The sequence below is a fragment of the Thermomonas flagellata genome, assembly GCF_022419185.1.
GTDB classification, from domain to species: Bacteria; Pseudomonadota; Gammaproteobacteria; order Xanthomonadales; family Xanthomonadaceae; genus Thermomonas; species Thermomonas flagellata.
Genome location: NZ_JAJOZK010000010.1, coordinates 55,777 through 80,321, shown reverse-complemented (window position 1 = coordinate 80,321; position 24,545 = coordinate 55,777). Strand labels below are relative to the sequence as shown.

25 protein-coding genes, 2 tRNA genes and 1 riboswitch are annotated in these 24,545 nt (G+C 72.6%); of the genes, 21 read left to right on the top strand and 6 right to left on the bottom strand.

The annotated features are described in order from the left end of the window. The first annotated feature begins 6 nt into the window (after positions 1–6). The 9 genes from rlmN to ML340_RS10160 all read left to right on the top strand — a co-directional run bounded on the left by rlmN (position 7) and on the right by ML340_RS10160 (position 9,733). Entirely contained in the window at positions 7–1,266 is a 1,260-nt protein-coding gene (rlmN, locus tag ML340_RS10200; RefSeq protein WP_240099292.1) for a dual-specificity RNA methyltransferase RlmN, read from the top strand. Beyond that, entirely contained in the window at positions 1,256–2,071 is an 816-nt protein-coding gene (locus ML340_RS10195) for a tetratricopeptide repeat protein (protein ID WP_240099290.1), read from the top strand. Before rlmN ends, ML340_RS10195 begins: the two co-directional genes overlap by 11 nt. Then, the gene (locus tag ML340_RS10190) at positions 2,068–2,871 is read left to right on the top strand and encodes a helix-turn-helix domain-containing protein (RefSeq protein WP_240099288.1); all 804 of its coding nucleotides are present in this window, start codon (positions 2,068–2,070) and stop codon (positions 2,869–2,871) included. Before ML340_RS10195 ends, ML340_RS10190 begins: the two co-directional genes overlap by 4 nt. A 75-nt stretch (positions 2,872–2,946) precedes the next feature. Continuing rightward, positions 2,947–3,591 carry a YfgM family protein gene (locus tag ML340_RS10185; protein WP_240099286.1) on the top strand — a complete coding sequence of 215 codons (645 nt, stop codon included), beginning with the start codon at positions 2,947–2,949 and terminating at the stop codon, positions 3,589–3,591. Next, positions 3,591–4,772 carry an outer membrane protein assembly factor BamB gene (gene bamB, locus ML340_RS10180; RefSeq protein ID WP_275672707.1) on the top strand — a complete coding sequence of 394 codons (1,182 nt, stop codon included), beginning with the start codon at positions 3,591–3,593 and terminating at the stop codon, positions 4,770–4,772. The genes ML340_RS10185 and bamB overlap by 1 nt, the downstream gene beginning before the upstream one ends. A gap of 114 nt (positions 4,773–4,886) precedes the next feature. Next, positions 4,887–6,284: a ribosome biogenesis GTPase Der gene (gene der, locus ML340_RS10175; RefSeq protein WP_240099284.1), complete on the top strand. Its 1,398-nt coding sequence runs from the start codon at positions 4,887–4,889 to the stop codon at positions 6,282–6,284. 13 nt (positions 6,285–6,297) lie between these two features. Continuing rightward, positions 6,298–7,518 (top strand): molybdopterin molybdotransferase MoeA, encoded by a 1,221-nt coding sequence (locus tag ML340_RS10170; RefSeq protein ID WP_240099282.1) that lies wholly within the window; start codon positions 6,298–6,300, stop codon positions 7,516–7,518. Between the two features lie 33 nt (positions 7,519–7,551). Next, the gene (gene moeB / locus ML340_RS10165; protein ID WP_240099280.1) at positions 7,552–8,679 is read left to right on the top strand and encodes a molybdopterin-synthase adenylyltransferase MoeB; all 1,128 of its coding nucleotides are present in this window, start codon (positions 7,552–7,554) and stop codon (positions 8,677–8,679) included. Between the two features lie 10 nt (positions 8,680–8,689). Further along, positions 8,690–9,733 (top strand): DUF2272 domain-containing protein, encoded by a 1,044-nt coding sequence (locus tag ML340_RS10160; protein WP_240099278.1) that lies wholly within the window; start codon positions 8,690–8,692, stop codon positions 9,731–9,733. A 22-nt stretch (positions 9,734–9,755) separates the two neighbouring features. Here ML340_RS10160 and ML340_RS10155 read toward each other — a convergent pair whose 3' ends face one another. Both ML340_RS10155 and ML340_RS10150 read right to left on the bottom strand, forming a co-directional pair. Further along, complete coding sequence (locus ML340_RS10155) at positions 9,756–9,959, bottom strand: hypothetical protein (protein ID WP_240099276.1); 204 nt, start codon at positions 9,957–9,959, stop codon at positions 9,756–9,758. Positions 9,960–9,982: 23 nt separating this feature from the next. Then, positions 9,983–10,291 (bottom strand): DUF1244 domain-containing protein, encoded by a 309-nt coding sequence (locus ML340_RS10150; protein WP_240099274.1) that lies wholly within the window; start codon positions 10,289–10,291, stop codon positions 9,983–9,985. Positions 10,292–10,365: 74 nt separating this feature from the next. On the opposite strand from ML340_RS10150, the gene folD reads away from it, so the two are divergent. The 4 genes from folD (at position 10,366) to tadA (ending at position 15,125) form a co-directional block, all read left to right on the top strand. After that, positions 10,366–11,235 (top strand): bifunctional methylenetetrahydrofolate dehydrogenase/methenyltetrahydrofolate cyclohydrolase FolD, encoded by an 870-nt coding sequence (gene folD / locus ML340_RS10145; RefSeq protein WP_240099273.1) that lies wholly within the window; start codon positions 10,366–10,368, stop codon positions 11,233–11,235. 74 nt (positions 11,236–11,309) lie between these two features. Then, positions 11,310–12,770: an IMP dehydrogenase gene (gene guaB, locus ML340_RS10140; RefSeq protein WP_240099355.1), complete on the top strand. Its 1,461-nt coding sequence runs from the start codon at positions 11,310–11,312 to the stop codon at positions 12,768–12,770. Positions 12,771–12,885: 115 nt separating this feature from the next. Further along, the gene (gene guaA, locus ML340_RS10135) at positions 12,886–14,445 is read left to right on the top strand and encodes a glutamine-hydrolyzing GMP synthase (RefSeq protein ID WP_240099271.1); all 1,560 of its coding nucleotides are present in this window, start codon (positions 12,886–12,888) and stop codon (positions 14,443–14,445) included. A 203-nt stretch (positions 14,446–14,648) separates the two neighbouring features. Next, positions 14,649–15,125 carry a tRNA adenosine(34) deaminase TadA gene (gene tadA / locus ML340_RS10130; protein WP_240099269.1) on the top strand — a complete coding sequence of 159 codons (477 nt, stop codon included), beginning with the start codon at positions 14,649–14,651 and terminating at the stop codon, positions 15,123–15,125. Between the two features lie 26 nt (positions 15,126–15,151). On the opposite strand, the gene ML340_RS10125 is transcribed toward tadA, so the two are convergent. Beyond that, positions 15,152–15,613 carry a DUF2721 domain-containing protein gene (locus ML340_RS10125; protein WP_240099267.1) on the bottom strand — a complete coding sequence of 154 codons (462 nt, stop codon included), beginning with the start codon at positions 15,611–15,613 and terminating at the stop codon, positions 15,152–15,154. Between the two features lie 54 nt (positions 15,614–15,667). Here ML340_RS10125 and orn point away from each other — a divergent pair, with 54 nt between their 5' ends. Beyond that, positions 15,668–16,237: an oligoribonuclease gene (orn, locus tag ML340_RS10120; protein ID WP_240099265.1), complete on the top strand. Its 570-nt coding sequence runs from the start codon at positions 15,668–15,670 to the stop codon at positions 16,235–16,237. Between the two features lie 14 nt (positions 16,238–16,251). Here orn and ML340_RS10115 read toward each other — a convergent pair whose 3' ends face one another. Both ML340_RS10115 and ppsA read right to left on the bottom strand, forming a co-directional pair. Beyond that, entirely contained in the window at positions 16,252–17,232 is a 981-nt protein-coding gene (locus ML340_RS10115) for a mechanosensitive ion channel family protein (RefSeq protein WP_240099263.1), read from the bottom strand. An 82-nt stretch (positions 17,233–17,314) separates the two neighbouring features. Then, on the bottom strand, positions 17,315–19,693 hold the full coding sequence (gene ppsA, locus ML340_RS10110) for a phosphoenolpyruvate synthase (RefSeq protein ID WP_240099261.1): 2,379 nt from the start codon (positions 19,691–19,693) through the stop codon (positions 17,315–17,317). 85 nt (positions 19,694–19,778) lie between these two features. On the opposite strand from ppsA, the gene ppsR reads away from it, so the two are divergent. From ppsR to ML340_RS10075, 7 genes are all read left to right on the top strand, one after another. Continuing rightward, a complete protein-coding gene (ppsR, locus tag ML340_RS10105; RefSeq protein WP_240099260.1) occupies positions 19,779–20,600 on the top strand; it encodes a posphoenolpyruvate synthetase regulatory kinase/phosphorylase PpsR in 822 nt (273 codons plus the stop codon). A 93-nt stretch (positions 20,601–20,693) separates the two neighbouring features. Beyond that, complete coding sequence (locus tag ML340_RS10100) at positions 20,694–21,167, top strand: DUF1249 domain-containing protein (protein WP_240099258.1); 474 nt, start codon at positions 20,694–20,696, stop codon at positions 21,165–21,167. 69 nt (positions 21,168–21,236) lie between these two features. After that, positions 21,237–21,312 (top strand) — tRNA-Ala (locus ML340_RS10095). A 24-nt stretch (positions 21,313–21,336) separates the two neighbouring features. After that, positions 21,337–21,412, top strand: a tRNA-Glu gene (locus ML340_RS10090). A 171-nt stretch (positions 21,413–21,583) separates the two neighbouring features. After that, positions 21,584–22,030, top strand: a complete 447-nt coding sequence (locus ML340_RS10085; protein ID WP_240099256.1) for a DUF4124 domain-containing protein — start codon at positions 21,584–21,586, stop codon at positions 22,028–22,030. A gap of 314 nt (positions 22,031–22,344) precedes the next feature. After that, positions 22,345–22,420, top strand: a riboswitch (Fluoride riboswitch). Positions 22,421–22,476: 56 nt separating this feature from the next. Next, positions 22,477–22,854 (top strand): fluoride efflux transporter CrcB, encoded by a 378-nt coding sequence (gene crcB / locus ML340_RS10080; RefSeq protein WP_240099353.1) that lies wholly within the window; start codon positions 22,477–22,479, stop codon positions 22,852–22,854. 19 nt (positions 22,855–22,873) lie between these two features. After that, a complete protein-coding gene (locus ML340_RS10075) occupies positions 22,874–23,194 on the top strand; it encodes a DUF190 domain-containing protein (protein WP_240099254.1) in 321 nt (106 codons plus the stop codon). A 13-nt stretch (positions 23,195–23,207) separates the two neighbouring features. Here the strand turns inward: ML340_RS10075 and ML340_RS10070 are convergent, their stop codons facing one another. Continuing rightward, on the bottom strand, positions 23,208–24,533 hold the full coding sequence (locus ML340_RS10070; protein ID WP_240099252.1) for a replication-associated recombination protein A: 1,326 nt from the start codon (positions 24,531–24,533) through the stop codon (positions 23,208–23,210). Positions 24,534–24,545 lie beyond the last annotated feature (12 nt).

The window sequence follows — 24,545 nt, the reverse complement described above, 5'->3', positions numbered from 1 at the left end:
CCGGCGATGAGCGATCCGCGCGCCCCGTCCGCCGCGACCGCCCTGCCGGGCGGGGACGGGGCTGTGCCTGCCGCCGCGCCGGCCCCTGCCGGCGCGGACGGCCGCGGCACCGAGGCGGCGATCCCGGCCGATGCCGGGAAAACCAATATCTTCGACTTCGACCGCGCCCGCCTGGAGCGCTTCTTCCAGGACGAACTGGGCGAGAAGAAATTCCGCGCCCACCAGGTGATGAAGTGGATCCACCACCGCTACGTCACCGACTTCGCGGCCATGACCGATCTCGGCAAGGCGCTGCGCGCCAAGCTCGAGGCGCGCGCCGTGGTGCGCGCCCCGCAGGTTCTGTTCGACAAGGCCTCCGCCGACGGCACCCACAAGTGGCTGCTGGGCATGGACGCCCAGAACGCGATCGAGACGGTCTACATCCCGGACAAGGGGCGCGGCACGCTGTGCGTCTCCTCGCAGGTGGGCTGCGCGCTCAACTGCACCTTCTGCTCCACCGCCACCCAGGGCTTCAACCGCAACCTGTCCACCGCCGAGATCATCGGCCAGGTGTGGGTGGCGGCGCGCCACCTCGGCAACGTGCCGCACCAGCAGCGCAAGCTCACCAACGTGGTGATGATGGGCATGGGCGAGCCGTTGGCCAACTTCGACAACGTCGTGCGCGCGATGAGCATCATGCGCGACGACCTCGGCTACGGCCTGGCCAACAAGCGCGTCACCCTCTCCACCGCGGGCATGGTGCCGATGATCGACCGCCTGGCACAGGAGAGCGACGTGTCGCTGGCGGTGTCGCTGCACGCGCCGTTCGACGAGCTGCGCGACCAGCTGGTGCCGCTCAACCGCAAGTACCCGATCGCCGAGCTGATGGACGCCTGCGTGCGCTACGCGCTGCGCAAGAAGGGCGAATCGGTCACCTTCGAGTACACCCTCATCCAGGGCGTCAACGACCAGCCGGAGCACGCGCGCGCGCTGGTCGCGCTGCTGCGCGACTTCGACCGCCGGGTGCAGATGAAGGACGCGGCCAAGGTCAACCTGATCCCGTTCAATCCCTTCCCCGGTACCCGTTTCGCGCGCCCGGACGAGGCGGCGATCCGCGCGTTCCAGAAGCGCCTCAACGAGGCCGGCCTGATCGCGCCGGTGCGCCGCACCCGCGGCGACGACATCGATGCCGCCTGCGGCCAGCTGAAGGGGCAGGTGCTGGACCGCACCCGGCGCTCGGCGCAGTTCCGCCGCGCGCAGGCGGCCGGAGTCGGCGATGCGGCCTGAGCGCGTCGCGCGCATGATGCTGCTGGCAGCGCTGATCGCGCTGACCGGCTGCCGCGCGATGGATCGGCTCACCTTCATCCGCCCCTCGGCCGAGCGCGGGGCCTACACCAAGGTCGCCCCGACCTACGACGTCGGCGGCAAGCCCGGTCGCCGCGACGAGGATCCGGTCCTGCTCCTGCAGAATGCCGGCGATGCGTACCGCCTCGGCGACCTGGCGCGTGCGCAGCGCCTGGCCGAGCAGGCGCGCAAGGCCGGTGCCGACGGCAACGACGTCGCCACTTTGCTCGGCGCGATCGCGGACGCGCGCGGCGACCATGCCGCCGCCGGGCGCTACTACAAGGCCGCCGCCGGCGCGATGCCGGACAACGGTATCTACGCCAACAACTACGGCACCTGGCTGTGCGCGAACGGCCAGCCCGGCGAGTCCCTGGGCTGGTTCGAGCGCGCGGTCGCCGACCCGAGCTATCCGACCCCGGCGATCGCGCTGGCCAACGCCGGGGACTGCGCGCTGCAGGCCGGGCAGCCGACCCGCGCCGAGGCCAGTTGGCGGCTGGCGCTGGCGGCCGACCCGCGCAATCTCATCGCGCTGGCCGGGATGGCCCGGCTGGAAGCCGGGCGCGATCGCCTGCTGGAGGCGCGCGCATTCCTCGAGCGCTGGCTGGAGCAGGCCCCGCAGGACGCCGAGGCCCTGCGCCTGGCGGCCACGGTCGAGTCGCGCTTGGGCGACAACGCGGCCGCTTCGCGCTATCTTTCCCGTTTGAACGCGCTTCCCCCGGCCGCCCCTGTTCCGCCGCGCAACCCATGAGCCAGCGATCTGACGCCTCGCAGCACCTGCCTCCCGGATGCGGTGACCGCCTGCGGGCGGCGCGCGAGGCCGCCGGCCTGAGCATCGACGACGTCGCCGCGCGCCTGCGCATGCCGGCGCGGGTGGTGCGCTCGCTGGAGGCCGAGGACTGGTCGCGCCTGGGCGCGCCGGTGTTCGTGCGCGGCCAGGTGCGCAGCTACGCGCGCCTGCTCGGGCTGACCACCGCGCCGATGATGCAGGCCCTGGACGTCGGCCCGGTCGAGCCGACCCGGCTGGTGAGCCGGGTGCACACGCCGAAGTGGCAGTGGTGGGCGGAGCAACTCGGCCGGCGCCTGATCTACATCGTGCTGACCCTCTCGCTGGCGATCCCGGCTTGGATCGCCACCCGCCAGCACCTGGCCGCCCCGGGCGGCGGCAGCGCGCCGCTGGACGTGCCGCTCGGCGCCGCGGACGCGCCGGCCGGGGCGGCGCCGGTGCCGCCGGCCGCGGGGCGCACGGTGGTCGCCTCGATGGCGCCGGTGGTGCTGCCGGCGCCGCGCGCCGCGATCGAACTGCAGCTGCGCGCGCCGAGCTGGGTCGAGGCGGTCGCTGCGGACGGCAGCGTGGTCGAACGCGGCGTGCTGCCGGCCGGCAGCGAGCGCCGTTACGCACCCGGTCAGCTGGCGCGCCTGACCATCGGCAACGCGTCCGCCGCGGTACTGCGCAATCGCGGCGAGGACGTGGATGTGCAGGCGCATGCGCGCGCGAACGTGGCGCGCTTTGCGGTATCCTCCGACGGCACGTTGGCCGCGTCCGACTGACCGGCCCGCCGGCCGCCGGCGCATCCCCTCCCATCCCCAGACCGCCCGCGGCCGGGCCGCGGGCCCAGGAACAGCATGGCGATCGACGAGCTGCTCGACGAACACGAACAAGGCGAACGCGTCCGCCGCTGGCTGCGCAGCAATGCCCCCGGCCTGATCGGCGGGGTGCTGCTCGGGCTGGCCGCGATCGGCGGCTGGCATTGGTGGCAGGGCCGCCAGCAGCAGGCGGCGATGGCGGTCAACGCGCGCTACGCGCAGGCGGTGGCGGCGTTTTCCGCGGGGCGGCTGCCGGCGGACCAGGGGCGCGCCGAGCTTGCCGCGATCGCCAAGGGCAACCCCACCCTCGGCGCGCTGGCGGCGCTGGAACTGGCGCATGCGCAGGTCGCGGCGGGCAAGCGCGACGACGCGATCGCCACCCTGCGCGGGTTGCACGACCTCGACCCGGCGCTGCGCGCACTCGTGCGCGAACGCCTGGCGCGCCTGCTGGTGGACGCCGGCAAGGGCCGCGAGGCGCTGGCGCAGTTGGCGCAGCAGGACGATGCCGGCGCGTGGGCGGTGCGCGGCGATGCCTACCTCGCGCTCGGCCAGCGCGAGCAGGCGCGCGAGGCCTACCGCAAGGCGCTGGGCAAGCTCGACGTGGGCGACCCGCAGTACCGCCTGGTCGAGTTCAAACTGATCGATGCCGGCGGCCAGCCGCCGCATGCCGGAGAGCAGAGCTGATGTCCCATCCCATCCGCCATTTCGCCCGCAGCGGGCTGGTCCTGCTGCTCGCCGCCGGGATGCTGGCCGGCTGCAGCACGGTCAAGAACGTGTTCGCCGGCCGCGGCCAGGACAAGGCGCTGGAGCCGACCCCGCTGGCCCAGATCGCTCCGACCATCACCGCGACCCGGCTGTGGGACGTCAAGATTGGCAAGGGCGAGAAGGACCTCGGCCTCGGCCAGCATCCGGCCATCCTCGACGGGCGGGTGTATGCCGCCGCGGTCGACGGCGGGGTGTACGCGCTCGACCTCAAGACCGGGCAGACCCTGTGGCACACCCCGTCCAAGCTGGCCCTGTCCGGCGGCCCGGGCGTGGGCGAGGGGCTGGTGGTGGTCGGCAGCCTGAAGGGCGACGTGGTGGCCTACGACGCCCAGACCGGCGCCGAGAAGTGGACCGCCAAGGTCGGCAACGAGGTGATCGCCGCGCCGGCGATCGGCGGCGGGCTGGTGTTCGTGCACTCCAACGACGACCGCGTGACCGCGTTCGACGCCGCCAGCGGCGAGCGCCGCTGGTTCTACACCGTGGACCAGCCGGCGCTGACCGTGCGCGGCACCGGCCCGGTCACCCTCGGCCCCGGGATCGTGTTCGTCGGCCACGACAACGGCACCGTCACCGCGCTGTCGCCCAACGACGGCAGCGTGCTGTGGTCGGCCGCGGTGGCCGAGCCGGACGGCCGCAGCGAGCTGGAGCGGATGGCCGACGTGGACGGCCCGGTGGTGCTCAACGGCCGCGTGCTCTACGCCACCAGCTACAAGAACCACACGGTCGCGATCGACGGGCCGTCCGGGCAGGTGCTGTGGGACCGCGACACCGGCGGCCCGCGCGGGCTGGGGCTGAGTAATTCCGCGGTGGTGGTGACGGATCCTGCGGGCAAGGTCTGGGCGCTGGACCGCAACACCGGCGGCAGCCTGTGGCAGCAGGAAGGCCTGGCCCACCGCAACACCACCGCGCCCGCCGTGCAGGGCGACCATGCCCTGGTCGGCGACCTCGAGGGCTACGTGCACTGGCTGCAGCTGAAGGACGGCGCGTTCGCCGCGCGCGCCAAGCTCGGTGCGCCGATCGTGGCGCAGCCGGTGGTCGCCGACGACATCGCCGTGATCCAGACCCGGGACGGCGAGCTGGCGGCGTTCCGCCTGCAGTGACGCCGGTGTCGGCGCGCTGCGCGCCGGCCCGATCGGGCGGCTCCGGCACGGGTGCCGGGGCCGCCGCCATTTCCGGCGGGGCTACGCAACCCGCCTCCGACAGGAGCCTAGGCCATGCTTCCGCTCGTCGCCCTGGTCGGGCGCCCCAACGTCGGCAAGTCGACCCTGTTCAACGCACTGACGCGCAGCCGCGATGCGCTGGTGCACGACGAACCGGGCGTGACCCGCGACCGCCACTACGGCGTCTGCCGGCTGCTGCCGGAGCGCCCGTTCGTGCTGGTGGACACCGGCGGCATCGCCGGCGAGGACAGCGGCCTGGCCGGCGCGACCGCGCGCCAGGCGCGCGCGGCCGCGGAGGAGGCCGACGTGGTCCTGTTCGTGGTCGACGGCCGCGAGGGCCCCTCGGCTCTGGACGACGACATCCTGGCCTGGCTGCGCAAGCTGGCCAAGCCGACCGTGCTGGTGGTCAACAAGGCCGACGGCATCGACGCGCGCGCCGCGCAGGCGGAGTTCGCCCGCTACGGGATCGCCGCGGTGCAGGCGGTGTCCTCCGCCCACCGCACCGGGCTGGACGCGCTGCTGGCGCAGGTGCAGGCGCGGCTGCCGGAGGCGGGCGCGGCGCAGGCCCTCGACGACGATCCCGAGCGCATCCGGATCGCGTTCGTGGGCCGCCCGAACGTGGGCAAGTCCACTCTAGTCAACCGCCTGCTCGGCGAGGAGCGGATGATCGCCTCGGAGGTGCCCGGCACCACCCGCGATGCGATCGCGGTCGATCTGGAGCGCGACGGCCGCAAGTACCGCCTGGTCGATACCGCCGGCCTGCGCCGGCGCGCGCGGGTGGAGGAGGCGGTCGAGAAGTTCTCGGTGGTCAAGACCCTGCAGGCGATTGAGGACTGCCAGGTGGCGGTGCTGCTGCTGGACGCCAGCGAGGGCGTGACCGACCAGGACGCGACCGTGCTCGGCGCAGTGCTGGACGCCGGGCGCGCGCTGGTGATCGCCCTCAACAAATGGGACGGCCGCAGCGATTACGAGCGCCAGCAGGCGGAGGCGCTGGCGGCGCGCAAGCTCGCGTTCGTGGACTGGGCCGAGCGCGTGCGCATCTCCGCGTTGCACGGCTCCGGGCTGCGCGAGCTGTTCCGCGCCATCCATCGCGCGCATGCCTCCGCCACCCGCGCGTTCGGCACCGCGGAGGCGACCCGCGCGCTGGAGGCGGCGTACGCCGCCAACCCGCCGCCGGTGGTGCGCGGGCACGTGGCCAAGCTGCGCTTCTGCCATCCGGGCGGCGAGAGTCCGCCGACCTTCGTGGTCCACGGCAACCGCCTGCGCACCCTGAGCCCGGCCTACCAGCGCTACTTGGAGAACTTCTTCCGCAAGCGCTTCAAGCTGGTCGGCACCCCGATCCGGTTCGTGTTCAAGGAAGGCAGCAACCCCTACGAGGGTCGCCGCAACGAACTGACCGAACGCCAGCAGGCGAAGCGGCGCCGCCTGCTGCGCCACGTCAAGCGCGGCTGACGGAGGGCAGGGCATGCAGGAAACCCCGTTCCCGGTCGGGCTGGCGTTCGCGCAGGCGCAGGCGCGGCTGGCGCAGGTCGCGGCGGCCGCGCGCCTGGCGGAGGAATCCCTGCCGCTCGCGCGCTGCCACGGCCGGGTGCTGGCGCGCGACGTGCATGCGCTGCAACCGCTGCCGCCGTTCGACAATAGCGCGATGGACGGCTATGCCTGCCGGCATGCGGACCTCGCCACGGCCGCCGACGGCCTGCACCTGGTCGGCGAGCAGTTCGCAGGCCCCGCGCGCGGGCTGCGCCTCGGGCCCGGCGAGTGCGTGCGCATCACCACCGGCGCACCGCTGCCGGAGGGCGCCGACACCATCGCCATCCGCGAACAGGCGCAGGTCGTGGGCGAGCGGGTGCAGGTGCCGCCGGATCTGCCGCCCGGGCAGTACGTGCGCCGCGCCGGCGACGACTGCGCGGCCGGCGCGCGCCTGCTCGAAGCCGGCACCGCGCTGTCGCCGGCGCAGGTCGCGCTCGCCGCCGCCGCCGGGCATGCGCAGCTGCCGATGCGGCAGCGGCCCACGGTCGCTGTGTTCACCGGCGGCGACGAGCTGGTCAGCCCCGGCCTGCCGCTGCAGCCGGGACAGATCTACGACAGCAACCGCGAGCTGCTGCTCGGGCTGCTGCGTGCGGACGGCCTGGATCCGGTCGCCTGGCCGCCACTGCCGGACGATCCGGCGCGGATCGCCAGCGCGCTGGCGGATGCCGCGTCCGCCTTCGACGTGATCCTGACCTGTGGCGGCGCCTCGGTCGGCGAGAAGGACCTGCTGCCGGCGCACCTGCGCACGCACGGCCAGGTGCATTTCTGGAAGGTGATGATGAAGCCCGGCATGCCGGTGCTGGCCGGCCTCCTCGGCCGCGCGCAGTTCCTCGGCCTGCCGGGCAATCCGGTGGCGGTGCTGGCGACCTACCTCACCCTCGGCCGGACCCTGCTCGACGGCCTGCAGGGGCGCGCGCCGCGCCCACGCTGGTCGGCACGGCTGGCGGCGCCCGCGGGCAAGGACCATGCGCGCCGCGAGTTCCTGCGCGGCACCCTGGCCTGCGCCGCCGACGGCCGGCTGGAGATCGTGCCGGACACCGCGGCCACCAGTTCGCACCGCCTGCGCGCCGCGGCCGCGGCCAACGCGTTGCTGGTGCTGCCGGAGGGGCCGCAGCAGCTGCCCGCCGGCGCGGTGGTCGAGGTGCTGCCGTACTGACGCGCCGCGCGCCGGCTCGGGCACAATCCGCGCATGCCGATCCTCGAACTGACCCCGGAACAGGCGGCGCAGCGGCTGCGTGCCGGCGCCTGCCTGGTCGACGTGCGCGCCGCGCACGAGCGCGCCCTCGGGATGGCCGCTGGCGCGCTCGGGATCGAACGTGCGCAGTTGGAGGCCGCCCCGGAGGCCCACCTGCCGGACCGCGACGCCGAGGTGCTGCTGATCTGCCAGAGCGGCGTGCGCTCGCGGCAGGCCGCGGAGGCACTGGCCGCACGCGGCTACCGGCGGCTGGCCTCGGTCGCCGGCGGCACCCAGGCCTGGGCCGCGGCCGGGCTGCCGCTGCAGGCGCCGCAGGAGGATGCCGATTTCCTCGAGCGCTACAGCCGCCACCTGCGCCTGCCGGAAGTCGGCCTGGACGGCCAGCGGCGGCTGGCGGCCGCGCGGGTGCTGCTGGTCGGGGCCGGCGGACTGGGCTCGCCGGCCGCTTTCTACCTGGCCGCGGCCGGGGTCGGCCACCTGCGCCTGGCGGACGACGACCGGGTCGAGCGCAGCAATCTGCAGCGCCAGATCCTGCACGGGGAGGACCGCATCGGCCAGCCCAAGGTCGATTCGGCCACGCGCACGCTCGCGGCGCTCAACCCGCGCACGGCGGTCGAGGCGGTGCCGGCACGGGTCACCGCCGCCAACGTCGAGGCGCTGCTGGACGGCGTGGACGTGGTGGTGGACGGCGCCGACAACTTCGCCGCGCGCTACCTGCTCAACGACGCCTGCGTGCATCTGCGCAAGCCGCTGGTGTACGGCGCGGTGCACCGCTTCGAGGGCCAGCTGAGCGTGTTCGACGCCGGCCGCCGGCGCGGGCAGGCGCCGTGCTACCGCTGCCTGTTCCCGGAGCCGCCGCCCCCGGAGGCCGCACCCAACTGCGCCGAGGCCGGGGTGCTCGGGGTGCTGCCGGGCGTGATCGGGCTGCTGCAGGCGACCGAGGCGCTCAAGCTGCTGTTGGGCATCGGCCAGCCGCTCATCGGTCGCCTGCTGCACGTGGATGCCTTGGCGATGCGCTTTCGCGACATCGGCTTCGGGCCGGACCCGGCGTGTCCGGTCTGCGCCCCGGATCGCGCTTTCCGGGGATATGCCGAGATCGCCGTGCACTGCGCCGGCGGCTGAGGGAGGGGCGATGCGAGGGATCGCCGTCGGGATCTGCGTCTTGCTGCTGGCCGGATTGAGCCTGCTGCCGGCCCCTGCGCAGGCGCGCGATCCGTGCCCGGCGCTGCGCGCGCAGGAATCGGCGGGCGAGGTCGCCACCCGGATCGCCGCGATCGCCTGCGCCGAATGGCAGCGCTGGCAGCAGCCTTTCATCACCCCCGACGGGCGCCTGGCCAGCGCCAGCGTGTGGGAGGGCGAGGCGCGTGGGATGGCGGACGGCGGCGCCCCGTGGCGGCGGGTGGCGCAGTACTGGATCGATACCGGCCTGGCCGAGCGCGAGGGCGGCGCGGCCTGCCGCATGGCGCTGGCCGACCCGCGCGACCCCGGGCTGGCCTGCCGTGCGTTCGTGATCGACGTGCCGTGGTCGGCCGCGTTCGTGTCGTGGGTGCTGCAGCGCGCCGGGGTGCCCGGCTTCCGCCCGGCTGCCGCGCATTTCGACTATGTGCGCGCTGCCCTGCGCGACCCCGACGGCAGCCCCTACCGCTTCCGCGATCCGCGCAGCACGCCGCCGGCCCCCGGCGACCTGCTGTGCTACGTGCGCACCCGCCAGCTGCGCGGCATGGACGGGCTGGCCGCGCTGATCGCCCGCGGCGAGCGCGGGCTGGCCATGCATTGCGACATCGTGGTGTCCACCGCCACCCCGGGCGACGCCCGCGCCTGGCTGGTCGGCGGCAACCTGCTGCAGGCGGTGACCCTGCGCCTGCTGCCGCTGAACGCGGCCGGCCGCTTCTGGGGCCTGCCGCAGCGCGGGGGCGACGATCCGGCGTGCAGCCCGGACGCCCTGGCCTTCTGCGACTTCAACCGCCAGGACTGGGCCGTGCTGCTGCAGCTGCGCCCGCAGGACGAGCTGGCGCGCCTGGGCCCGGTGGCGCCGCCTGCGGACGCGACGGTCCCGGCCGACGTCGCGCCGGAGGCGGCCACGCCCTGCTGCGTGGAATGCGTGCTCGGCAGCGGGATCCGCCGCTGCCGCGCGGACGAGACGCCGACGCCCACAGAGCCGCCGGCCCAGGATTGAAGCGGCCGCGGCGCGCGTTGGCTCAGGCCGGGGCGGGCGCCGGCGTGCGCCGCGGCCGCACCTGGCGGCGGTGGTCGATCTGCACCCCGAGCACGCTGCGGCAATGGATGCAGCTGTAGCTCAGGCAGCGCGCCTTGCTCTGGCCATCGACCACGCCGACGATGCTCTCGACCTGCACGTGCAGGACGCGCTTGCCGCACTTGGGACATACGCCCTGGATCGCCATCGCCGCCTCCGCTGCGGCCGGGGTTACTCCTGCGAACGCGGGCGGGCCGCGAACGCGGCCAGCTGCTCGGGCGTGGCCTCGGCTTGATAGCGCGCCTTGAATTCGGCGTAGGGCATGCCGTAGATGCGCTCGCGCGCCTGCTCGCGGGTCAGCTCCAGCCCGCGTTCGGCCGCGGCCTCGCGGTACCAGTCGGCCAGGCAATTGCGGCAGAAGCCGGCCAGGTTCATCAGGGCGATGTTCTGCACGTCCGGGCGGCGCTCCATCAGGTGCGCGCGCAGGCGGCGGAACACCGCGGCTTCCAGTTCGGTCTCGCTGGGCGGATCGATCGCCATTGGCAGGCTCCGGCAGGACGCAGCGGGTGGGAGAGGGGATAATGCAGGCCCGTCATTGTCTCCCATCCGCGCGCATGACCGCACGCATCCTCGATGGCAAACGCATCGCCGACGCCCTGCTGGACGCGCTCAAGGCGCGGGTCGAGGCCCGCGTCGCCGCCGGCAGGCCGCGGCCGGGGCTGGCGGTGGTGCTGGTCGGCAACGACCCGGCCAGCCAGAGCTACGTGCGCAACAAGCGCCGCGCCGCGGAGAAGGTGGGCATCCAAGCCTTCGACTTCGACCTGCCGTCGGGCACCGGCGAGGCCGAACTGCTGGCGCTGATCGACCGCCTGAACGCCGATCCGCGGGTGCACGGCATCCTCGTCCAGCTGCCGCTGCCGGGGATCGCCGATCCCAGCCGCCTGCTGGAGCGGATCGACCCGCGCAAGGACGTGGACGGCTTCCACCCGGCCAACGTCGGCCACCTGGCCCTGCGCCAGTTCGGCCTGCGCCCGTGCACCCCGCGCGGGATCACCACCCTGCTGGCCTGGACCGACCGCCCGGTGCGCGGGCAGAGCGCGACCATCGTCGGCGTGTCCAACCATGTCGGCCGGCCGATGGCGCTGGAGCTGTTGATCGCCGGCTGCACCGTGACCTGCTGCCACAAGTTCACGCCGCCGGAGGTGCTGCGCCGCCACGTCGGCGAGGCCGACCTGCTGGTGGTCGCGGTCGGCCGCCCGGGGCTGATCCCGGGCGAATGGGTGAAGCCGGGCGCGGTGGTGATCGACGTGGGCATCAACCGCCTCGAGGACGGCCGCCTGGTCGGCGACGTCGGCTTCGACGAAGCCGCCAAGCGCGCCAGCTGGATCACCCCGGTGCCGGGCGGGGTGGGGCCGATGACCGTGGCCACCCTGATGCAGAACACGCTGGAGGCGGCGGAACTGGCCGAAGCCGCGGCCGGCTGACCGGCCCGGCGGCGCGCGGGGCGCCCGCCAAACCGGCTACAATGGCGCGCTTCCGCACCTGCCAGGGACCGCCGATGCTGCGCATCCAGGCCGAAGCACTGACGTACGACGACGTCTCCCTCGTCCCCGCGCATTCCCGCGTCCTGCCCAAGGACGTCGCGCTGGACACCCGCCTGACCCGCGACCTGCGCATCCGCCTGCCGATCGTCTCGGCGGCGATGGACACGGTCAGCGAGGCGCGCCTGGCGGTCGCCCTGGCCCAGCTCGGCGGCATCTCGATCCTGCACAAGAACATGAGCGTGCAGGCGCAGGCGGCGGAGGTCGCCAAGGTCAAGACCTTCGAGGCCGGCGTGATCAAGGACCCGTTCACGGTCGGGCCCGACACCACCATCGGCGAGGTCCTGCGCCTGACCCGCGCGCGCAACATCTCCGGAGTGCCGGTGGTGGACGATGCGGGCCAGCTGGTCGGCATCGTCACCGGGCGCGACATGCGCTTCGAGAAGAAGCTCGACGACCCGGTGCGCCACATCATGACCAAGCGCGACAAGCTGGTCACGGTGAAGGAGGGCGCCAGCGACGACGAGGTGCTGGGCCTGCTGCACAAGCACCGGATCGAGAAGGTGTTGGTCGTCAACGACGCGTTCGCCCTGCGCGGGCTGATCACGGTCAAGGACATCCAGAAGAAGTCCGACAACCCGAACGCGGCCTACGACGCCAGCGGGCGCCTGCTGGTCGGCGCCGCGGTGGGCGTGGGCGGCGACACCGAGGCGCGGGTCGAGGCGCTGGTCGAGGCCGGGGTGGACGTGGTGGTGGTGGACACCGCGCACGGCCACGCCCAGGGCGTGCTGGACCGGGTGGCCTGGATCAAGCGCCACTTCCCGGCGCTGCAGGTGATCGGCGGCAACATCGTGACCGGCGATGCGGCGCTGGCGCTGCTGGACGCCGGCGCGGACGCGGTCAAGGTCGGCGTCGGGCCCGGCTCGATCTGCACCACCCGGATCGTGGCCGGCGTCGGCGTGCCGCAGATCACCGCGATCGACCTGGTGGCCGAAGCCCTACAGGACCGCATCCCGCTGATCGCCGACGGCGGCATCCGCTATTCCGGCGACATCGGCAAGGCGATCGCGGCCGGTGCCTCCAGCGTGATGATCGGCGGCCTGTTCGCCGGCACCGAGGAGAGCCCCGGCGAGACCGAGCTGTTCCAGGGCCGCAGCTACAAGAGCTACCGCGGCATGGGCTCGCTCGGCGCGATGGAGAAGGGCAGCAAGGACCGCTATTTCCAGGACGCTTCCGACGCCGACAAGCTGGTGCCGGAGGGCATCGAGGGCCGGGTGCCGTACCGCGGCCCGCTGCGCGGCGTGGTCCACCAGCTGGTGGGCGGGCTGCGCGCGACCATGGGCTACGTCGGCTGCGCCACCATCGAGGAGATGCGCAAGCGCCCGGTGTTCGTCAAGGTCACCGGCGCCGGCCAGCGCGAGAGCCACGTGCACGACGTGCAGATCACCAAGGAACCGCCGAACTACCGCGCGGGGTAAGGCGGCGCGCCCGCCAGCCACGGGGTCGCGCCCGACCCGGCGCCCGGCCATGGAGGGCCGCGCAGGACGCCGCCGCGCCGCCGGCGGCGATGCCCACTCCCACGATGCCAAGCCGATGACCGACATCCACGCCGACAAGCTGCTGATCCTCGACTTCGGCGCCCAGTACACCCAGCTGATCGCGCGCCGCATCCGCGAGATCGGCGTGTACTGCGAGATCTGGGCCTGGGACCACGACCCGGCCGAGATCGCGGCGTTCGGCGCCAAGGGCATCATCCTCTCGGGCGGGCCGGAATCGACCACCCAGCCCGGCTGTCCGGCCGCGCCGCAGGCGGTGTTCGACGCCGGCGTGCCGATCCTCGGCATCTGCTACGGCATGCAGACGCTGGCGGTGCAGCTGGGCGGCGCGACCGAGGCCGGCGACCAGCGCGAATTCGGCCACGCCGTGCTCGAGATCGTCGCCGAGGACGCGCTGCTGGCCCCGGTGGCCACCACCGACGCCCTGCGCAACGTGTGGATGAGCCACGGCGACCACGTCGCCCGCGCGCCGGAGGGCTTCACCGTCACCGCCCGCACCGACCGCCTCGGCATCGCCGCCTTCGCCGACGACGCCAGGAAAATCTATGGCGTGCAGTTCCACCCGGAGGTGACCCATACCGCCGCCGGCGCGGCGCTGCTGCGCCGCTTCGCGGTCGACATCTGCGGCTGCGCCACGCTGTGGACGCCGGCCAACATCATCGAGGACCAGATCGCCCGCGTGCGCGCGCAGGTGGGCGCCGACGAAGTGATCCTCGGCCTGTCCGGCGGCGTGGATTCCTCGGTGGTCGCCGCGCTGCTGCACCGCGCAATCGGCGACCAGCTGACCTGCGTGTTCGTGGACACCGGCCTGCTGCGCTGGCAGGAAGGCGATGCGGTGATGGCGATGTTCGCCGAGCACATGGGCGTGAAGGTCGTGCGCGTCAATGCCGCCGCGCGCTACTTCAAGGCGCTGGAAGGCGTGTCCGATCCCGAGGCCAAGCGCAAGATCATCGGCAACCTGTTCGTCGAGATCTTCGACGAGGAATCGGCCAAGCTGAAGAACGCCAAGTGGCTGGCGCAGGGCACCATCTACCCGGACGTGATCGAGTCGGCCGGCAGCAAGACCGGCAAGGCCCACGTCATCAAGAGCCACCACAACGTCGGCGGCCTGCCCGAGCAGATGAAGCTGGGGCTGGTGGAGCCGCTGCGCGAGTTGTTCAAGGACGAAGTGCGTCGCCTCGGCCTCGAACTCGGCCTGCCGCGCGAGATGGTCTACCGCCACCCGTTCCCCGGCCCGGGCCTGGGCGTGCGCATCCTCGGCGAGGTGAAGCCCGAGTACGCCGAGCTGCTGGCGCGCGCGGATGCCATCTTCATCGACGAACTGCGCAAGGCTGGCCTGTATGACAAGACCAGCCAGGCCTTCGCGGTGTTCCTGCCGGTCAAGTCGGTGGGCGTGGTCGGCGACGCCCGCGCCTACGAGTGGGTGATCGCCCTGCGCGCGGTGGAGACCATCGACTTCATGACCGCGCACTGGGCGCACCTGCCGTACGACTTCCTCGGCCGTGTGAGCAACCGCATCATCAACGAACTGCGCGGCGTCTCCCGCGTGGTGTACGACATTTCCGGCAAGCCCCCGGCGACGATCGAGTGGGAATGAAGCGACCGCTCGCGCGCCATTGGCGCGCGGTCGCTTCATTGCCCCGCCGAGTAGGCGGGGCCGGGGCGAAGCGACCGCTCGCGCGCCATGGGCGCGCGGTCGCTTCATTGCCCCGCCGTAATGAACGGGGCCGGGATGGCCGCTGCGCCGGGCTGCCGCGATTTCCTCTTCCATCCATCCGCATCCAACCCATCGATCATCGGATGAGCGACCTGCAGACCACCGACGAACGCTGGATGCGCCACGCGCTGGCGCTGGCCGCGCGCGCGCGCGACGAGGACGACGAGATCCCGGTGGGCGCGGTGGTCGTCTCCGCCGCGGGCGAGGTGCTGGGCGAGGGCTGGAACCGCAACATCGGCGAGCACGATCCCAGCGCGCATGCCGAGATCGTCGCTCTGCGCGAAGCCGGACGTCGGCTGGGCAACCATCGCCTGCTCGGTACGACCCTGTACGTGACCCTGGAGCCGTGCGCGATGTGCGCGATGGCGATGGTGCATGCGCGGGTGTCGCGTGTGGTGTTCGGTGCGTTCGACCCCAAGACCGGCGCCGCCGGCAGCATGTTCGACCTGCTCGCCGATCCGCGCCACAACCACCGCGTGCAGGTGCAGGGCGGGGTGCTGGCCGAGCTCGCCGGGCCCATGCTGACGGCCTATTTCCGCGGCAAGCGCGGCAAAGCCTGAGCGCGGGCGGCGAGGCGCGCTGGCGTTCAGCGCCGCCGCGCCAGCTCGTGCTCGAGCTCGAGGTCGAAGCTGGTGACCGCCAGGCTCACCTCGCGCCCGAGCGCGATGCTGGCGGCCAGCAGGCACAGCACGCCGGCGACCGCCAGCAGGGTCGGCAATTCGCCGAGGCGGAAGCCGAGCAGGGCGTCCATCGCCAGCGCCAGGCTGGTGCCGACGAACGCGGCCAGCCCCGCATACAGCAGCCGGCAGGCGCGCAGGACGAGGTGCGCGCGCTGGCGGTGGCGGCGGATCTGGGCGTCGCGCTCGGCGCGGTCCGGGGCGTCGCGCTCCCAGGCCACGATCAGCGCGCGCAGGCGGTCTACCACCCGCGCCAGCCGCGCATTCGCGGAGGCCAGCAGGCCGGCGGTCGCGGTCAGAAAGAACGCGGGCGCCAGCATCGCGGTGAGGATGGCGTGGTGGCCGGCGGGGTCGGGGGTGAACAGGGGCATGCGGGGCTCCGGGCGGCGCGGCTATCATGCCGCATCGTCCGACGCGGAGCAGGCATGGGTAGCAGCGATTCGCCGCAGGAGCGCTTGATCTGGATCGACTTGGAGATGACCGGGCTGGACACCCAGCGCGACGGCATCCTCGAGATCGCCACGGTGGTGACCGACGCCCAACTCAACGTGCTCGCCGAGGGGCCGGAACTGGCGATCGCGCATCCGCTCGCCACGCTCGAGGCGATGGACGACTGGAACCGCACCCAGCACCGCAAGTCGGGGCTGTGGCAGCGGGTGCTGGAGCAGGGCGTGCCGCTGGCGGAGGCGGAGGCGCGCACGCTGGCCTTCCTGCGCGAATGGGTGCCGGCCGGCGCCTCGCCGATGTGCGGCAACTCGATCTGCCAGGACCGCCGCTTCCTGCACCGGCTGATGCCGGCGCTGGAGGCGCATTTCCACTACCGCAACCTGGACGTGAGCACGCTCAAGGAACTGGCGCGGCGCTGGGCCCCGCAGGTGCTGGCCGGGTTCCAGAAGGAGTCCGCGCACACCGCGCTCAGCGACGTGCGCGATTCGATCGCGGAGCTGGCCTACTACCGCGCCCATCTGGGCGCGCTGGCCGCGCCCGCTGCCTGAAAGGCAGGCGTGGCTCAGCCTGCCGCTGGCGGCGGCGCCTGCGGCCGGGTGGGCGCCACGGGATCGCCGTCGTCCGCCGCGGCCTTGAGCAGGATGTCCGCGATCGGCTTGCCGCTGGCGTCGCTGTGGTACACGTGCAGGTCGCGCTGGGGGTAGGGGATGGTGATGCCGCTGGCGATCAGCCCGTCGCGCACGGCCTCGGTCAGGCGGCTGCGCGCCTCCACCACGTCGGCGGTGCGGCAGAACGCGTGCAGCAGCAGGTCCACGCTGCTCTCGCCGAGGTTGGCCACCCGCACCACCGGCGCGGGATCGGCCAGCACCAGCGGCTCCGCCGCCGCCAGCTGCAGCAGCACCCGCCGTGCCAGCGCCAGGTCGTCGCCGTAGTCCACCCCGACCTTGATCTCGATCCGCCGGGTCGGCATCGCCGTGTAGTTGATGATCGGCGCGGTGGTCACCTGGCTGTTGGGCAGGATGATCACCCGCTGGTCGAAGGCGCGCAGGCGGGTCTGGAACACCCGCACTTCCATCACCACGCCCTCCTGCCCCGCGGCGATCACGTGGTCGCCGGCGCGGAACGGGCGCAGCACGATCAGCATCACCCCGGAGGCGATGTTCGACAGCGAATCCTTGAGGGCCAGGCCGACCGCGAGGCCGGCGGCGCCGAGGATGGCGAACATCGAGGTGGTCGGCACCCCGATCGCGGTCAGCGCGGTGGCGATCACCAGCACCACCATCACCGCGTAGGCGATGTTGCGCAGGAAGCCGGTCAGGGTCGGGTCCACCCCGGCGCGGTCCATCACCTGCTGCAACCCGCGCGCCAGCCGCCGAGCCAGCCAGCGCCCGGCGAGGAAGATCAGCAGCGCGGCCAGCAGGCGCAGGCCCCAGGTCTCCAGCAGCCGCAGCCAGTCGACCCCGCGCAGCTGGTGCACGAGGTCGACCGGGTCCTGGGCCGGGTCGGGGAGGGCGGCGATCAGCGACTGGCGGGCCTGCGGCATGCGGCGGGGGTGGGCAGTGGCGGGACGCGCGCATGTTCGCACGCGGCGCGTGGCCGCGGCGTCGGCATCCGCCGCGGTGGCTTCAGCCCGCGGCGGCGCGCGCGCGCGCCAGCACCAGCCAGGTGTCGACCACGGTGTCGGGGTTCAGCGACACCGACTCGATGCCCTGTTCCATCAGCCACTGCGCGAGGTCGGGGTGGTCGCTCGGGCCCTGGCCGCAGATGCCGATGTACTTGCCCTTCGCGCGCGCGGTGCGGATCGCCATCGCCAGCAACTGCTTGACGGCCGGGTCGCGCTCGTCGAACAGGTGCGCCACCAGCCCGGAGTCGCGGTCCAGGCCGAGGGTGAGCTGGGTGAGGTCGTTGGAACCGATCGAGAAGCCGTCGAAGATGTCCAGGAACTGCTCGGCCAGCAGCGCGTTGGACGGCAGCTCGCACATCATGATGACCTTCAGGCCGTGCTCGCCCTGGACCAGGCCGTTCTCGCGCAGCACCTCGACCACCTTGCGGCCTTCGTCCAGCGTGCGCACGAACGGGATCATCACCCACACGTTGGACAGCCCCATGTCCTCGCGCACGCGCTTGACCGCCCTGCACTCGAGGGCGAACGCGTCGCGGAAGGACGGGTCGATGTAGCGCGAGGCGCCGCGGAACCCGAGCATCGGGTTCTCCTCGTGCGGCTCGTAGCGGCGGCCGCCGATCAGGTTGGCGTATTCGTTGGACTTGAAGTCCGACAGGCGCACGATCACCGGCTTGGGATGGACCGAGGCGGCGATGGTGGCGATGCCTTCCTTCAGGCGCTCGACGTAGAACTCCACCGGGCCGGCGTAGCCGGCCATGCGCTCGTCGATGCGGGCGCGAGTGCCGGCGTCCTGCGCGGCGTACTCCAGCAGCGCCTTGGGATGCACGCCGATGTGGCTGGCGATGATCATCTCCAGCCGCGCCAGGCCGATGCCGGCGTTCGGCAACTGCCCGAAGTCGAACGCGCGCTCGGGGTTGGCCACGTTCATCATGATCTTCAGCGGCGCCTCCGGCATGTTGCCGAGGTCGGTGGTGGTGCGCTCGAAGGGCAGGGCACCGGCGTAGATGTAGCCGGTGTCGCCCTCGGCGCAGCTCACGGTCACCACGTCGCCGTCGCGGACGGTCTCCAGCGCGTTGCCGGTGCCGACCACCGCGGGCACGCCGAGTTCGCGCGCGATGATCGCCGCGTGGCAGGTGCGGCCGCCGCGGTTGGTGACGATCGCGGCGCTGCGCTTCATCACCGGCTCCCAGTCCGGGTCGGTCATGTCGGCCACCAGCACGTCGCCCGGCTGCACCCGCTGCATGTCCTCCAGCGAGCGCACCACGCGCGCGGTGCCGCTGCCGATCTTGTGGCCGATCGCGCGGCCCTCGGCCAGCACCTGCCCGCGGCGACCGAGGGCGTAGCGCTCGATCTGGGTGGCGTGCGCGCGCGACTTCACCGTCTCCGGGCGCGCCTGCAGGATGTAGAGCTTGCCGGTGTGGCCGTCCTTGCCCCATTCGATGTCCATCGGCCGGCCGTAATGCTGCTCGATCACCAGCGCCTGCCGCGCCAGCGCGTGCACGTCCTCGTCGCTGATGCAGAAGCGCCCGCGCAGGTCGGGCGGCACCGGCTCGGTGCGCACCCGCTCGCCGGGGGCGTCCGAATACACCATCCGCTGCTGCTTGCTGCCCAGCGAGCGGCGCAGGATCGCGGGCTTGCCGGCCTCTAGGGTCGGCTTGAACACGTAGAACTCGTCCGGGTTCACCGCGCCCTGCACGACCATCTCGCCGAGGCCGTAGCTGGCGGTGATGAACACCACGTCGCGGAAGCCGGACTCGGTGTCGAGGGTGAACAGCACGCCGGAGGCGCCGACGTCGGAGCGCACCATCAGCTGCACGCCGGCCGAGAGGAACACGTCCTCGTGCTTGAAGCCGTGGTGCACGCGGTAGGCGATCGCGCGGTCGTTGTACAGGCTGGCGAAGACTTCCTTCACCTTGCGCACCACGTCGTCGGCGCCGGTGACGTTGAGGAAGGTCTCCTGCTGGCCGGCGAAGCTGGCGTCGGGCAGGTCCTCGGCGGTGGCCGAGGAGCGCACCGCGACCGCGACGTCCGCGCCCCCCGCCTCGCGGCACAGCTGCGCGTAGGCGGCGCGGATGTCGGCCTCCAGCGACGGTTGCAGCGGGGCGTCGGTCACCCAGCCGCGCACCTGCGCGCCGACCGCGGCCAGCGCGGCCACGTCCTCCACGTCGAGCCCGGCCAGCGCATCGTAGATGCGCGCATGCAGGTCGTTGTGGGCGATGAAGGCGCGGAACGCGTCCGCCGTGGTGGCAAAGCCGCCGGGCACCGACACTCCGAGCCCGGAGAGCTGGCCGATCAGTTCGCCGAGCGAGGCGTTCTTGCCGCCCACCTGGGCGAGGTCGGACAGGCGCAGGTCGTGCAGCCACAGAACGTTGGCGGTCAAGGCAGGCTCCGGAACGGGGCGCGGGCGCGCAATTTCGCTATTTTAGTCGCGCCCATCCCGGCTGACTACGATTGCAGGCGCGCGCATGCCCGAGCCACGGCCCGTGTTCTACGTCTCCGACGGCACCGGCATCACCGCCGAGACCATCGGCCACAGCCTGCTGACCCAGTTCACCGGCACCCGCTTCGCGACCGACCGCCTGCCGTTCGTGGACAGCCCGGACAAGGCGCGCGAGGCCGCCGCGCGCATCCGCCAGGCGGGCGAGGCCGCGGGCGTGCGCCCGATCGTGGTGACCTCGTGCGTGGACCCGGCGCTGGTCGCGCTGCTGGGCGAGAGCGGGGCGCTGATGCTGGACGTGTTCGCGCCCTTCATCGGCCCGCTCGAGCGCGAGCTGGGGCAGACCCGGCAGCCGCGGGTGGGGCAGGCGCACGGCATGGTCGACTTCGAGACCTACCACCGCCGGATCGAGGCCATGAACTACGCGCTCGCGCACGACGACGGCCAGCGCACCGATCTCGGCGAGGCCGACCTGGTGCTGGTCGGGGTCTCGCGCGCGGGCAAGACGCCGACCTGCGTCTACCTCGCCCTGCACCACGGCCTGAAGGCCGCCAACTATCCGCTGACCCCGGAGGACCTGGAGCAGGAGCGCCTGCCGCAGCACCTGCGCCAGTTCCGCCACAAGCTGTTCGGGCTGACCATCGATCCGGTGCGGCTGCAGCAGATCCGGCAGGAGCGCCGCGCCAACTCGCGCTATGCGCAGCTGGACACCTGCCGGCGCGAGGTCGCGCAGGCCGAGGCGATGCTCCGGCGCGAGGGCATCCCGATGCTGAGCACCACCCATGCCTCGATCGAGGAGATCGCCAGCCGCGTGCTGGAGCATCTGGGCATCAACCGCGAGATGTTCTAGAGCGCGGCCATCGCGGCAGGAAGGCCATCCTCCCGCCGTCGCGTGCATCGGTCAATCCTGTCGCGGCCATGCGCGCGCGTGTAGCATCCGGGCATGCACCTCGCCACGCCACGTCCGCTGCGGATGCCGCGCCTGAGCCGCTTCGGCTGGCTGATGGCGCTGTACGCCGAGAACCATGCGCGCATGCAGCGCCTGTTCGCCGCGGGAGACTTGGCGGCGGGCGCCTACGTCTCCAGCATCGGCGACGGCCTGGACGTGCGCCTGGACGTGCTCGAGCGACATGCCTACACCAGCGAGCTGCGCCTGAGCTACGGCCTGCGCGATCCGCACACCGGCCTGCCGGATCCGTCCGCGCACCTGCGCCTGTACCGCGATGCGCGCCAGCTGGAGGCGACCCACTGCTACGCCGGGCGCCGCTGGCAGGACGTGCTGGGGCTGGCACCGCCGCCGGCGCAGGTGCTCGACCACCGCCTGCGCATGAACACGTTCCTCGGCAAGTGGCTCGCCTATCTGGCCGAGCAGGGCCACGGCGTGGCCAGTCTGCGCCCGCTGCCGCAGGCGGCGTGAATTTTTTCCACGACGATGCTTGACGCGCCCCGCGATCATGTCCACAATGCGCGTCTTTCCAGCGCACGTGGGGCCATAGCTCAGCTGGGAGAGCGCCTGCATGGCATGCAGGAGGTCGCCGGTTCGATCCCGGCTGGCTCCACCATCCTTCCCGCCGGAATGCGCATCCGTCCCCATCGTCTAGAGGCCTAGGACATTACCCTTTCACGGTAGCGACCGGGGTTCGAATCCCCGTGGGGACGCCATCTTCCGCATGCTGCAGGCCGCCTTCGGGCGGCCTGCGCGTTATCGCGCGGACGCCGGCACCGACCGCCGGCCACGGCGTTGGCCGACGCCGGCCGCGGGCGGAGTCCGATCGCGCGCCGCCCGCGCATGCCGCACCCTGTCGGCCCGGATCGTCAGGGCAGGGTGGACACATGCTCGTCTCGTGCACGCACATCACTGGCCTGCTGCTTTTACTGGCTGCGGCAGGCGCGAGCCTGTCGGCCCATGCCGGCGAGGCCTATCGCTGCGTCGCCCGCGATGGCAGCGTGCACTGGCAGGATCATGCGTGCCCGCCGGCGTCGCGCCAGGATCGCCTGCACACGTACGCGGACCCTCCCGTCCCCGTAGCACCGACGCAGGCGGCCACTCACGATCGCGCGGCGCCGGCGGCAACGAAGCGGCACGCCCGCCGCGCACACGGGTCCCCGGCACGCATGCTGGTATCGCGACGTACCGCCATGGCGATGACACGCGATGCCCGCTGCCGCGCCGCCAAGGCATGGCGTGCGCAGGAGGCCGAACGTCTCGGTCTGCGGCGCACCTATGCCGATCTCGGACGCTTGGATGCCCCGGTGCGCGCAGCCTGCAATGGGTACTGACCGGACGCGATGGCGCGGCGTGCCATCGCGCCGCGATCCGAGGAACACCCCATGCCTACGTGTGCGCGTGTGCTGCATGGCGTGCACACCAGCGCAGTCCGTGAGGATCCGCCCGACGATCGGCGCGTGCCTGCGCAGGGCAGGCCTGCCATCGCCCGAATGCCCATGGCGCAGCCGCGGATGCTTGCGGTGCCGACGGCGGCGGAACAGCCCAGGGCAGAAGACGCCGAGCGCATCGTCGCGCCCGCCCATAATTTCGCATAATGTATATTATGTAAAAAGCGCAATGCCACCGTTCAGCTTGAACGGCTACCATAGCCACGGGAGATGGCATTCCTCCCGCCGGGTTTCCGGCAAACCGCCGCGTCGGCCGATGATGCCTGCCCCCATGCAAGTCCGTCCGCCCTCGTGCAACGGACCCCTTGAGGAGTGCAGACGTGCAGTGGATGTCGATGCTGGCGATCTTCATCGGCGCGGGCTTGGGCGCGTTGCTGCGCTGGGCCTTGGGCCTTGCGCTCAATCCGGTGTTTCCGACCCTGCCGCTGGGCACGCTGTCGGCCAACCTGATCGGCGGGCTGCTGATGGGCGTGGTGCTCGGCCTGTTCGAGCAGTTCCAGGCGATCCCGCCGGCCGTGCGGCTGCTGCTCGCAACCGGTTTTTTGGGCGGACTGACCACGTTCTCGACCTTCTCGGCCGAAGCGGTCACCCTGATCCTGCGCCAGCAGCCGCTGTGGGCGCTGGCGCATGTGCTGACCCATACCCTGGGCTCGCTGCTGGCGACCCTGCTCGGGTACGGGCTGTTCCGGATGCTGGTCAAAGTGTGAATCGACGAGGGAGCGGACGATGAAAGGCACCCATCTGCGCCTGTATACCTACGAGTCGCGCAAGATCCACGGCAAGCTGGTGTACGAATGGCTGCTCGAGCAGGCGCGCGCGCTCGGCATCCACGGCGGCTCCGCGTTCCGCGCCCTGGCCGGCTACGGCCGCGAAGGCGAGCTGCACGAAATGCACTTCTACGAACTGGCGGGCGAACTGCCGGTGCTGGTCGAGATCATCGCCAGCGACGAGCAGGTGCAGCAGCTGCTGGAGGCGATCGAGCGCGAGGGGCTGCGGATGTTCTATGCGCGGCTGCCGGCCGAGTACGGCACCCTCGGCCCGACCTGAACCCGCACCGCCTTCATTTCCGCGCGGCCCGCGCCTGCGCCCGCGCCGCGCGCAGGGCATCCAGCTTCTCCTTGAGCTTGGCTTCCATGCCACGGCCGACCGGGGCGTAGTACACCCGCTCGCCGATCGCGTCCGGGAACCCGGTCTGCTCCAGCGCGATTCCGCCTTCCACGTCGTGGTCGTACTGGTAGCCGCGACCGTGGCCCAGCGCCTGCATCAGGCCGGTCGGCGCGTTGCGCAGGTGCAGCGGCACCGGTTGGCTGCCGTGCGCCTCGACGTCGGCGCGGGCCGCCTTCCACGCCGTGTAGGCGGCGTTCGACTTGGCGGTGCTGGCCAGGTACAGGGTGAGTTGCGCCAGCGCCAGTTCGCCTTCCGGAGAGCCCAGGCGGTCGTAGGCGTCCCAGGCGTCGATCGCCATCTGCAGCGCACGCGGGTCGGCCAGACCGATGTCCTCCACCGCCATCCGGGCCAGGCGCCGCGCCAGGTAGGCCGGATCCGCGCCGCCGTCCAGCATCCGCGCCAGCCAGTACAGCGCGGCGTCGGGGTTGGAGCTGCGCACGCATTTGTGCAGCGCCGAGATCTGGTCGTAGAACGCGTCGCCGCCCTTGTCGAAGCGGCGGGTGCGGTCGGCCAGCACCTGCTGCAGGGTGTCGCTGTCGATCCGGCCGCCCTCGCCCACGGCGATGTCGGCGGCGATTTCCAGCAGGGTCAGCGCGCGCCGCACGTCGCCATCGGCGGCCAGCGCGATCTGCGCCAGCCCGTCCGCCTCCACCGCCAGGCCCAGCCCGCCGAGCCCGCGCTCCTCATCGGCCAAGGCGCGCTCGAGCGCGGCGCGGATGTCCTCCGCGGCGACCGCCTCCAGCACGTGCACCCGGCAACGCGAGAGCAGCGCCGAATTCAGCTCGAACGAGGGGTTTTCGGTGGTGGCGCCGACGAACACGATGGTGCCGCGCTCGATGTGCGGCAGGAAGGCATCCTGCTGCGCCTTGTTGAAGCGGTGCACCTCGTCCACGAACAGCAGGGTGCGCTCGCCCGCGTCGAACCGCGCCTGCGCCCGCGCCAGCACCTCGCGCACCTGCGGCAGGCCGGCGAGCACCGCCGAGATCGCCTCGAAGTGCGCCTGCGCGTGGCGCGCCAGCAGCAGCGCCAGGGTGGTCTTGCCGCAGCCGGGCGGCCCCCACAGGATCATCGAGTGCAGCCGCCCCGCGGCCAGCGCGCGGCGCAGCGCGGAGCCTTCCGCCAGCAACCGGCGCTGGCCCACCATTTCCTCCAGCGCGCGCGGGCGCATGCGCTCGGCGAGCGGACGCAACTCGGCGGCGGCCGGCGTGCCCGTGCTCATCGCGCCGCCGCC

Bases quoted from the DNA above. Each gene is read 5' to 3' on its own strand.
- rlmN (WP_240099292.1), top strand. From the start codon at position 7: ATGAGCGATCCGCGCGCCCCGTCCGCCGCGACCGCCCTGCCGGGCGGG.
- ML340_RS10195 (WP_240099290.1), top strand. From the start codon at position 1,256: ATGCGGCCTGAGCGCGTCGCGCGCATGATGCTGCTGGCAGCGCTGATC.
- ML340_RS10190 (WP_240099288.1), top strand. From the start codon at position 2,068: ATGAGCCAGCGATCTGACGCCTCGCAGCACCTGCCTCCCGGATGCGGT.
- ML340_RS10185 (WP_240099286.1), top strand. From the start codon at position 2,947: ATGGCGATCGACGAGCTGCTCGACGAACACGAACAAGGCGAACGCGTC.
- bamB (WP_275672707.1), top strand. From the start codon at position 3,591: ATGTCCCATCCCATCCGCCATTTCGCCCGCAGCGGGCTGGTCCTGCTG.
- der (WP_240099284.1), top strand. From the start codon at position 4,887: ATGCTTCCGCTCGTCGCCCTGGTCGGGCGCCCCAACGTCGGCAAGTCG.
- ML340_RS10170 (WP_240099282.1), top strand. From the start codon at position 6,298: ATGCAGGAAACCCCGTTCCCGGTCGGGCTGGCGTTCGCGCAGGCGCAG.
- moeB (WP_240099280.1), top strand. From the start codon at position 7,552: ATGCCGATCCTCGAACTGACCCCGGAACAGGCGGCGCAGCGGCTGCGT.
- ML340_RS10160 (WP_240099278.1), top strand. From the start codon at position 8,690: ATGCGAGGGATCGCCGTCGGGATCTGCGTCTTGCTGCTGGCCGGATTG.
- ML340_RS10155 (WP_240099276.1), bottom strand. From the start codon at position 9,959: ATGGCGATCCAGGGCGTATGTCCCAAGTGCGGCAAGCGCGTCCTGCAC.
- ML340_RS10150 (WP_240099274.1), bottom strand. From the start codon at position 10,291: ATGGCGATCGATCCGCCCAGCGAGACCGAACTGGAAGCCGCGGTGTTC.
- folD (WP_240099273.1), top strand. From the start codon at position 10,366: ATGACCGCACGCATCCTCGATGGCAAACGCATCGCCGACGCCCTGCTG.
- guaB (WP_240099355.1), top strand. From the start codon at position 11,310: ATGCTGCGCATCCAGGCCGAAGCACTGACGTACGACGACGTCTCCCTC.
- guaA (WP_240099271.1), top strand. From the start codon at position 12,886: ATGACCGACATCCACGCCGACAAGCTGCTGATCCTCGACTTCGGCGCC.
- tadA (WP_240099269.1), top strand. From the start codon at position 14,649: ATGAGCGACCTGCAGACCACCGACGAACGCTGGATGCGCCACGCGCTG.
- ML340_RS10125 (WP_240099267.1), bottom strand. From the start codon at position 15,613: ATGCCCCTGTTCACCCCCGACCCCGCCGGCCACCACGCCATCCTCACC.
- orn (WP_240099265.1), top strand. From the start codon at position 15,668: ATGGGTAGCAGCGATTCGCCGCAGGAGCGCTTGATCTGGATCGACTTG.
- ML340_RS10115 (WP_240099263.1), bottom strand. From the start codon at position 17,232: ATGCCGCAGGCCCGCCAGTCGCTGATCGCCGCCCTCCCCGACCCGGCC.
- ppsR (WP_240099260.1), top strand. From the start codon at position 19,779: ATGCCCGAGCCACGGCCCGTGTTCTACGTCTCCGACGGCACCGGCATC.
- ML340_RS10100 (WP_240099258.1), top strand. From the start codon at position 20,694: ATGCACCTCGCCACGCCACGTCCGCTGCGGATGCCGCGCCTGAGCCGC.
- ML340_RS10085 (WP_240099256.1), top strand. From the start codon at position 21,584: ATGCTCGTCTCGTGCACGCACATCACTGGCCTGCTGCTTTTACTGGCT.
- crcB (WP_240099353.1), top strand. From the start codon at position 22,477: ATGTCGATGCTGGCGATCTTCATCGGCGCGGGCTTGGGCGCGTTGCTG.
- ML340_RS10075 (WP_240099254.1), top strand. From the start codon at position 22,874: ATGAAAGGCACCCATCTGCGCCTGTATACCTACGAGTCGCGCAAGATC.
- ML340_RS10070 (WP_240099252.1), bottom strand. From the start codon at position 24,533: ATGAGCACGGGCACGCCGGCCGCCGCCGAGTTGCGTCCGCTCGCCGAG.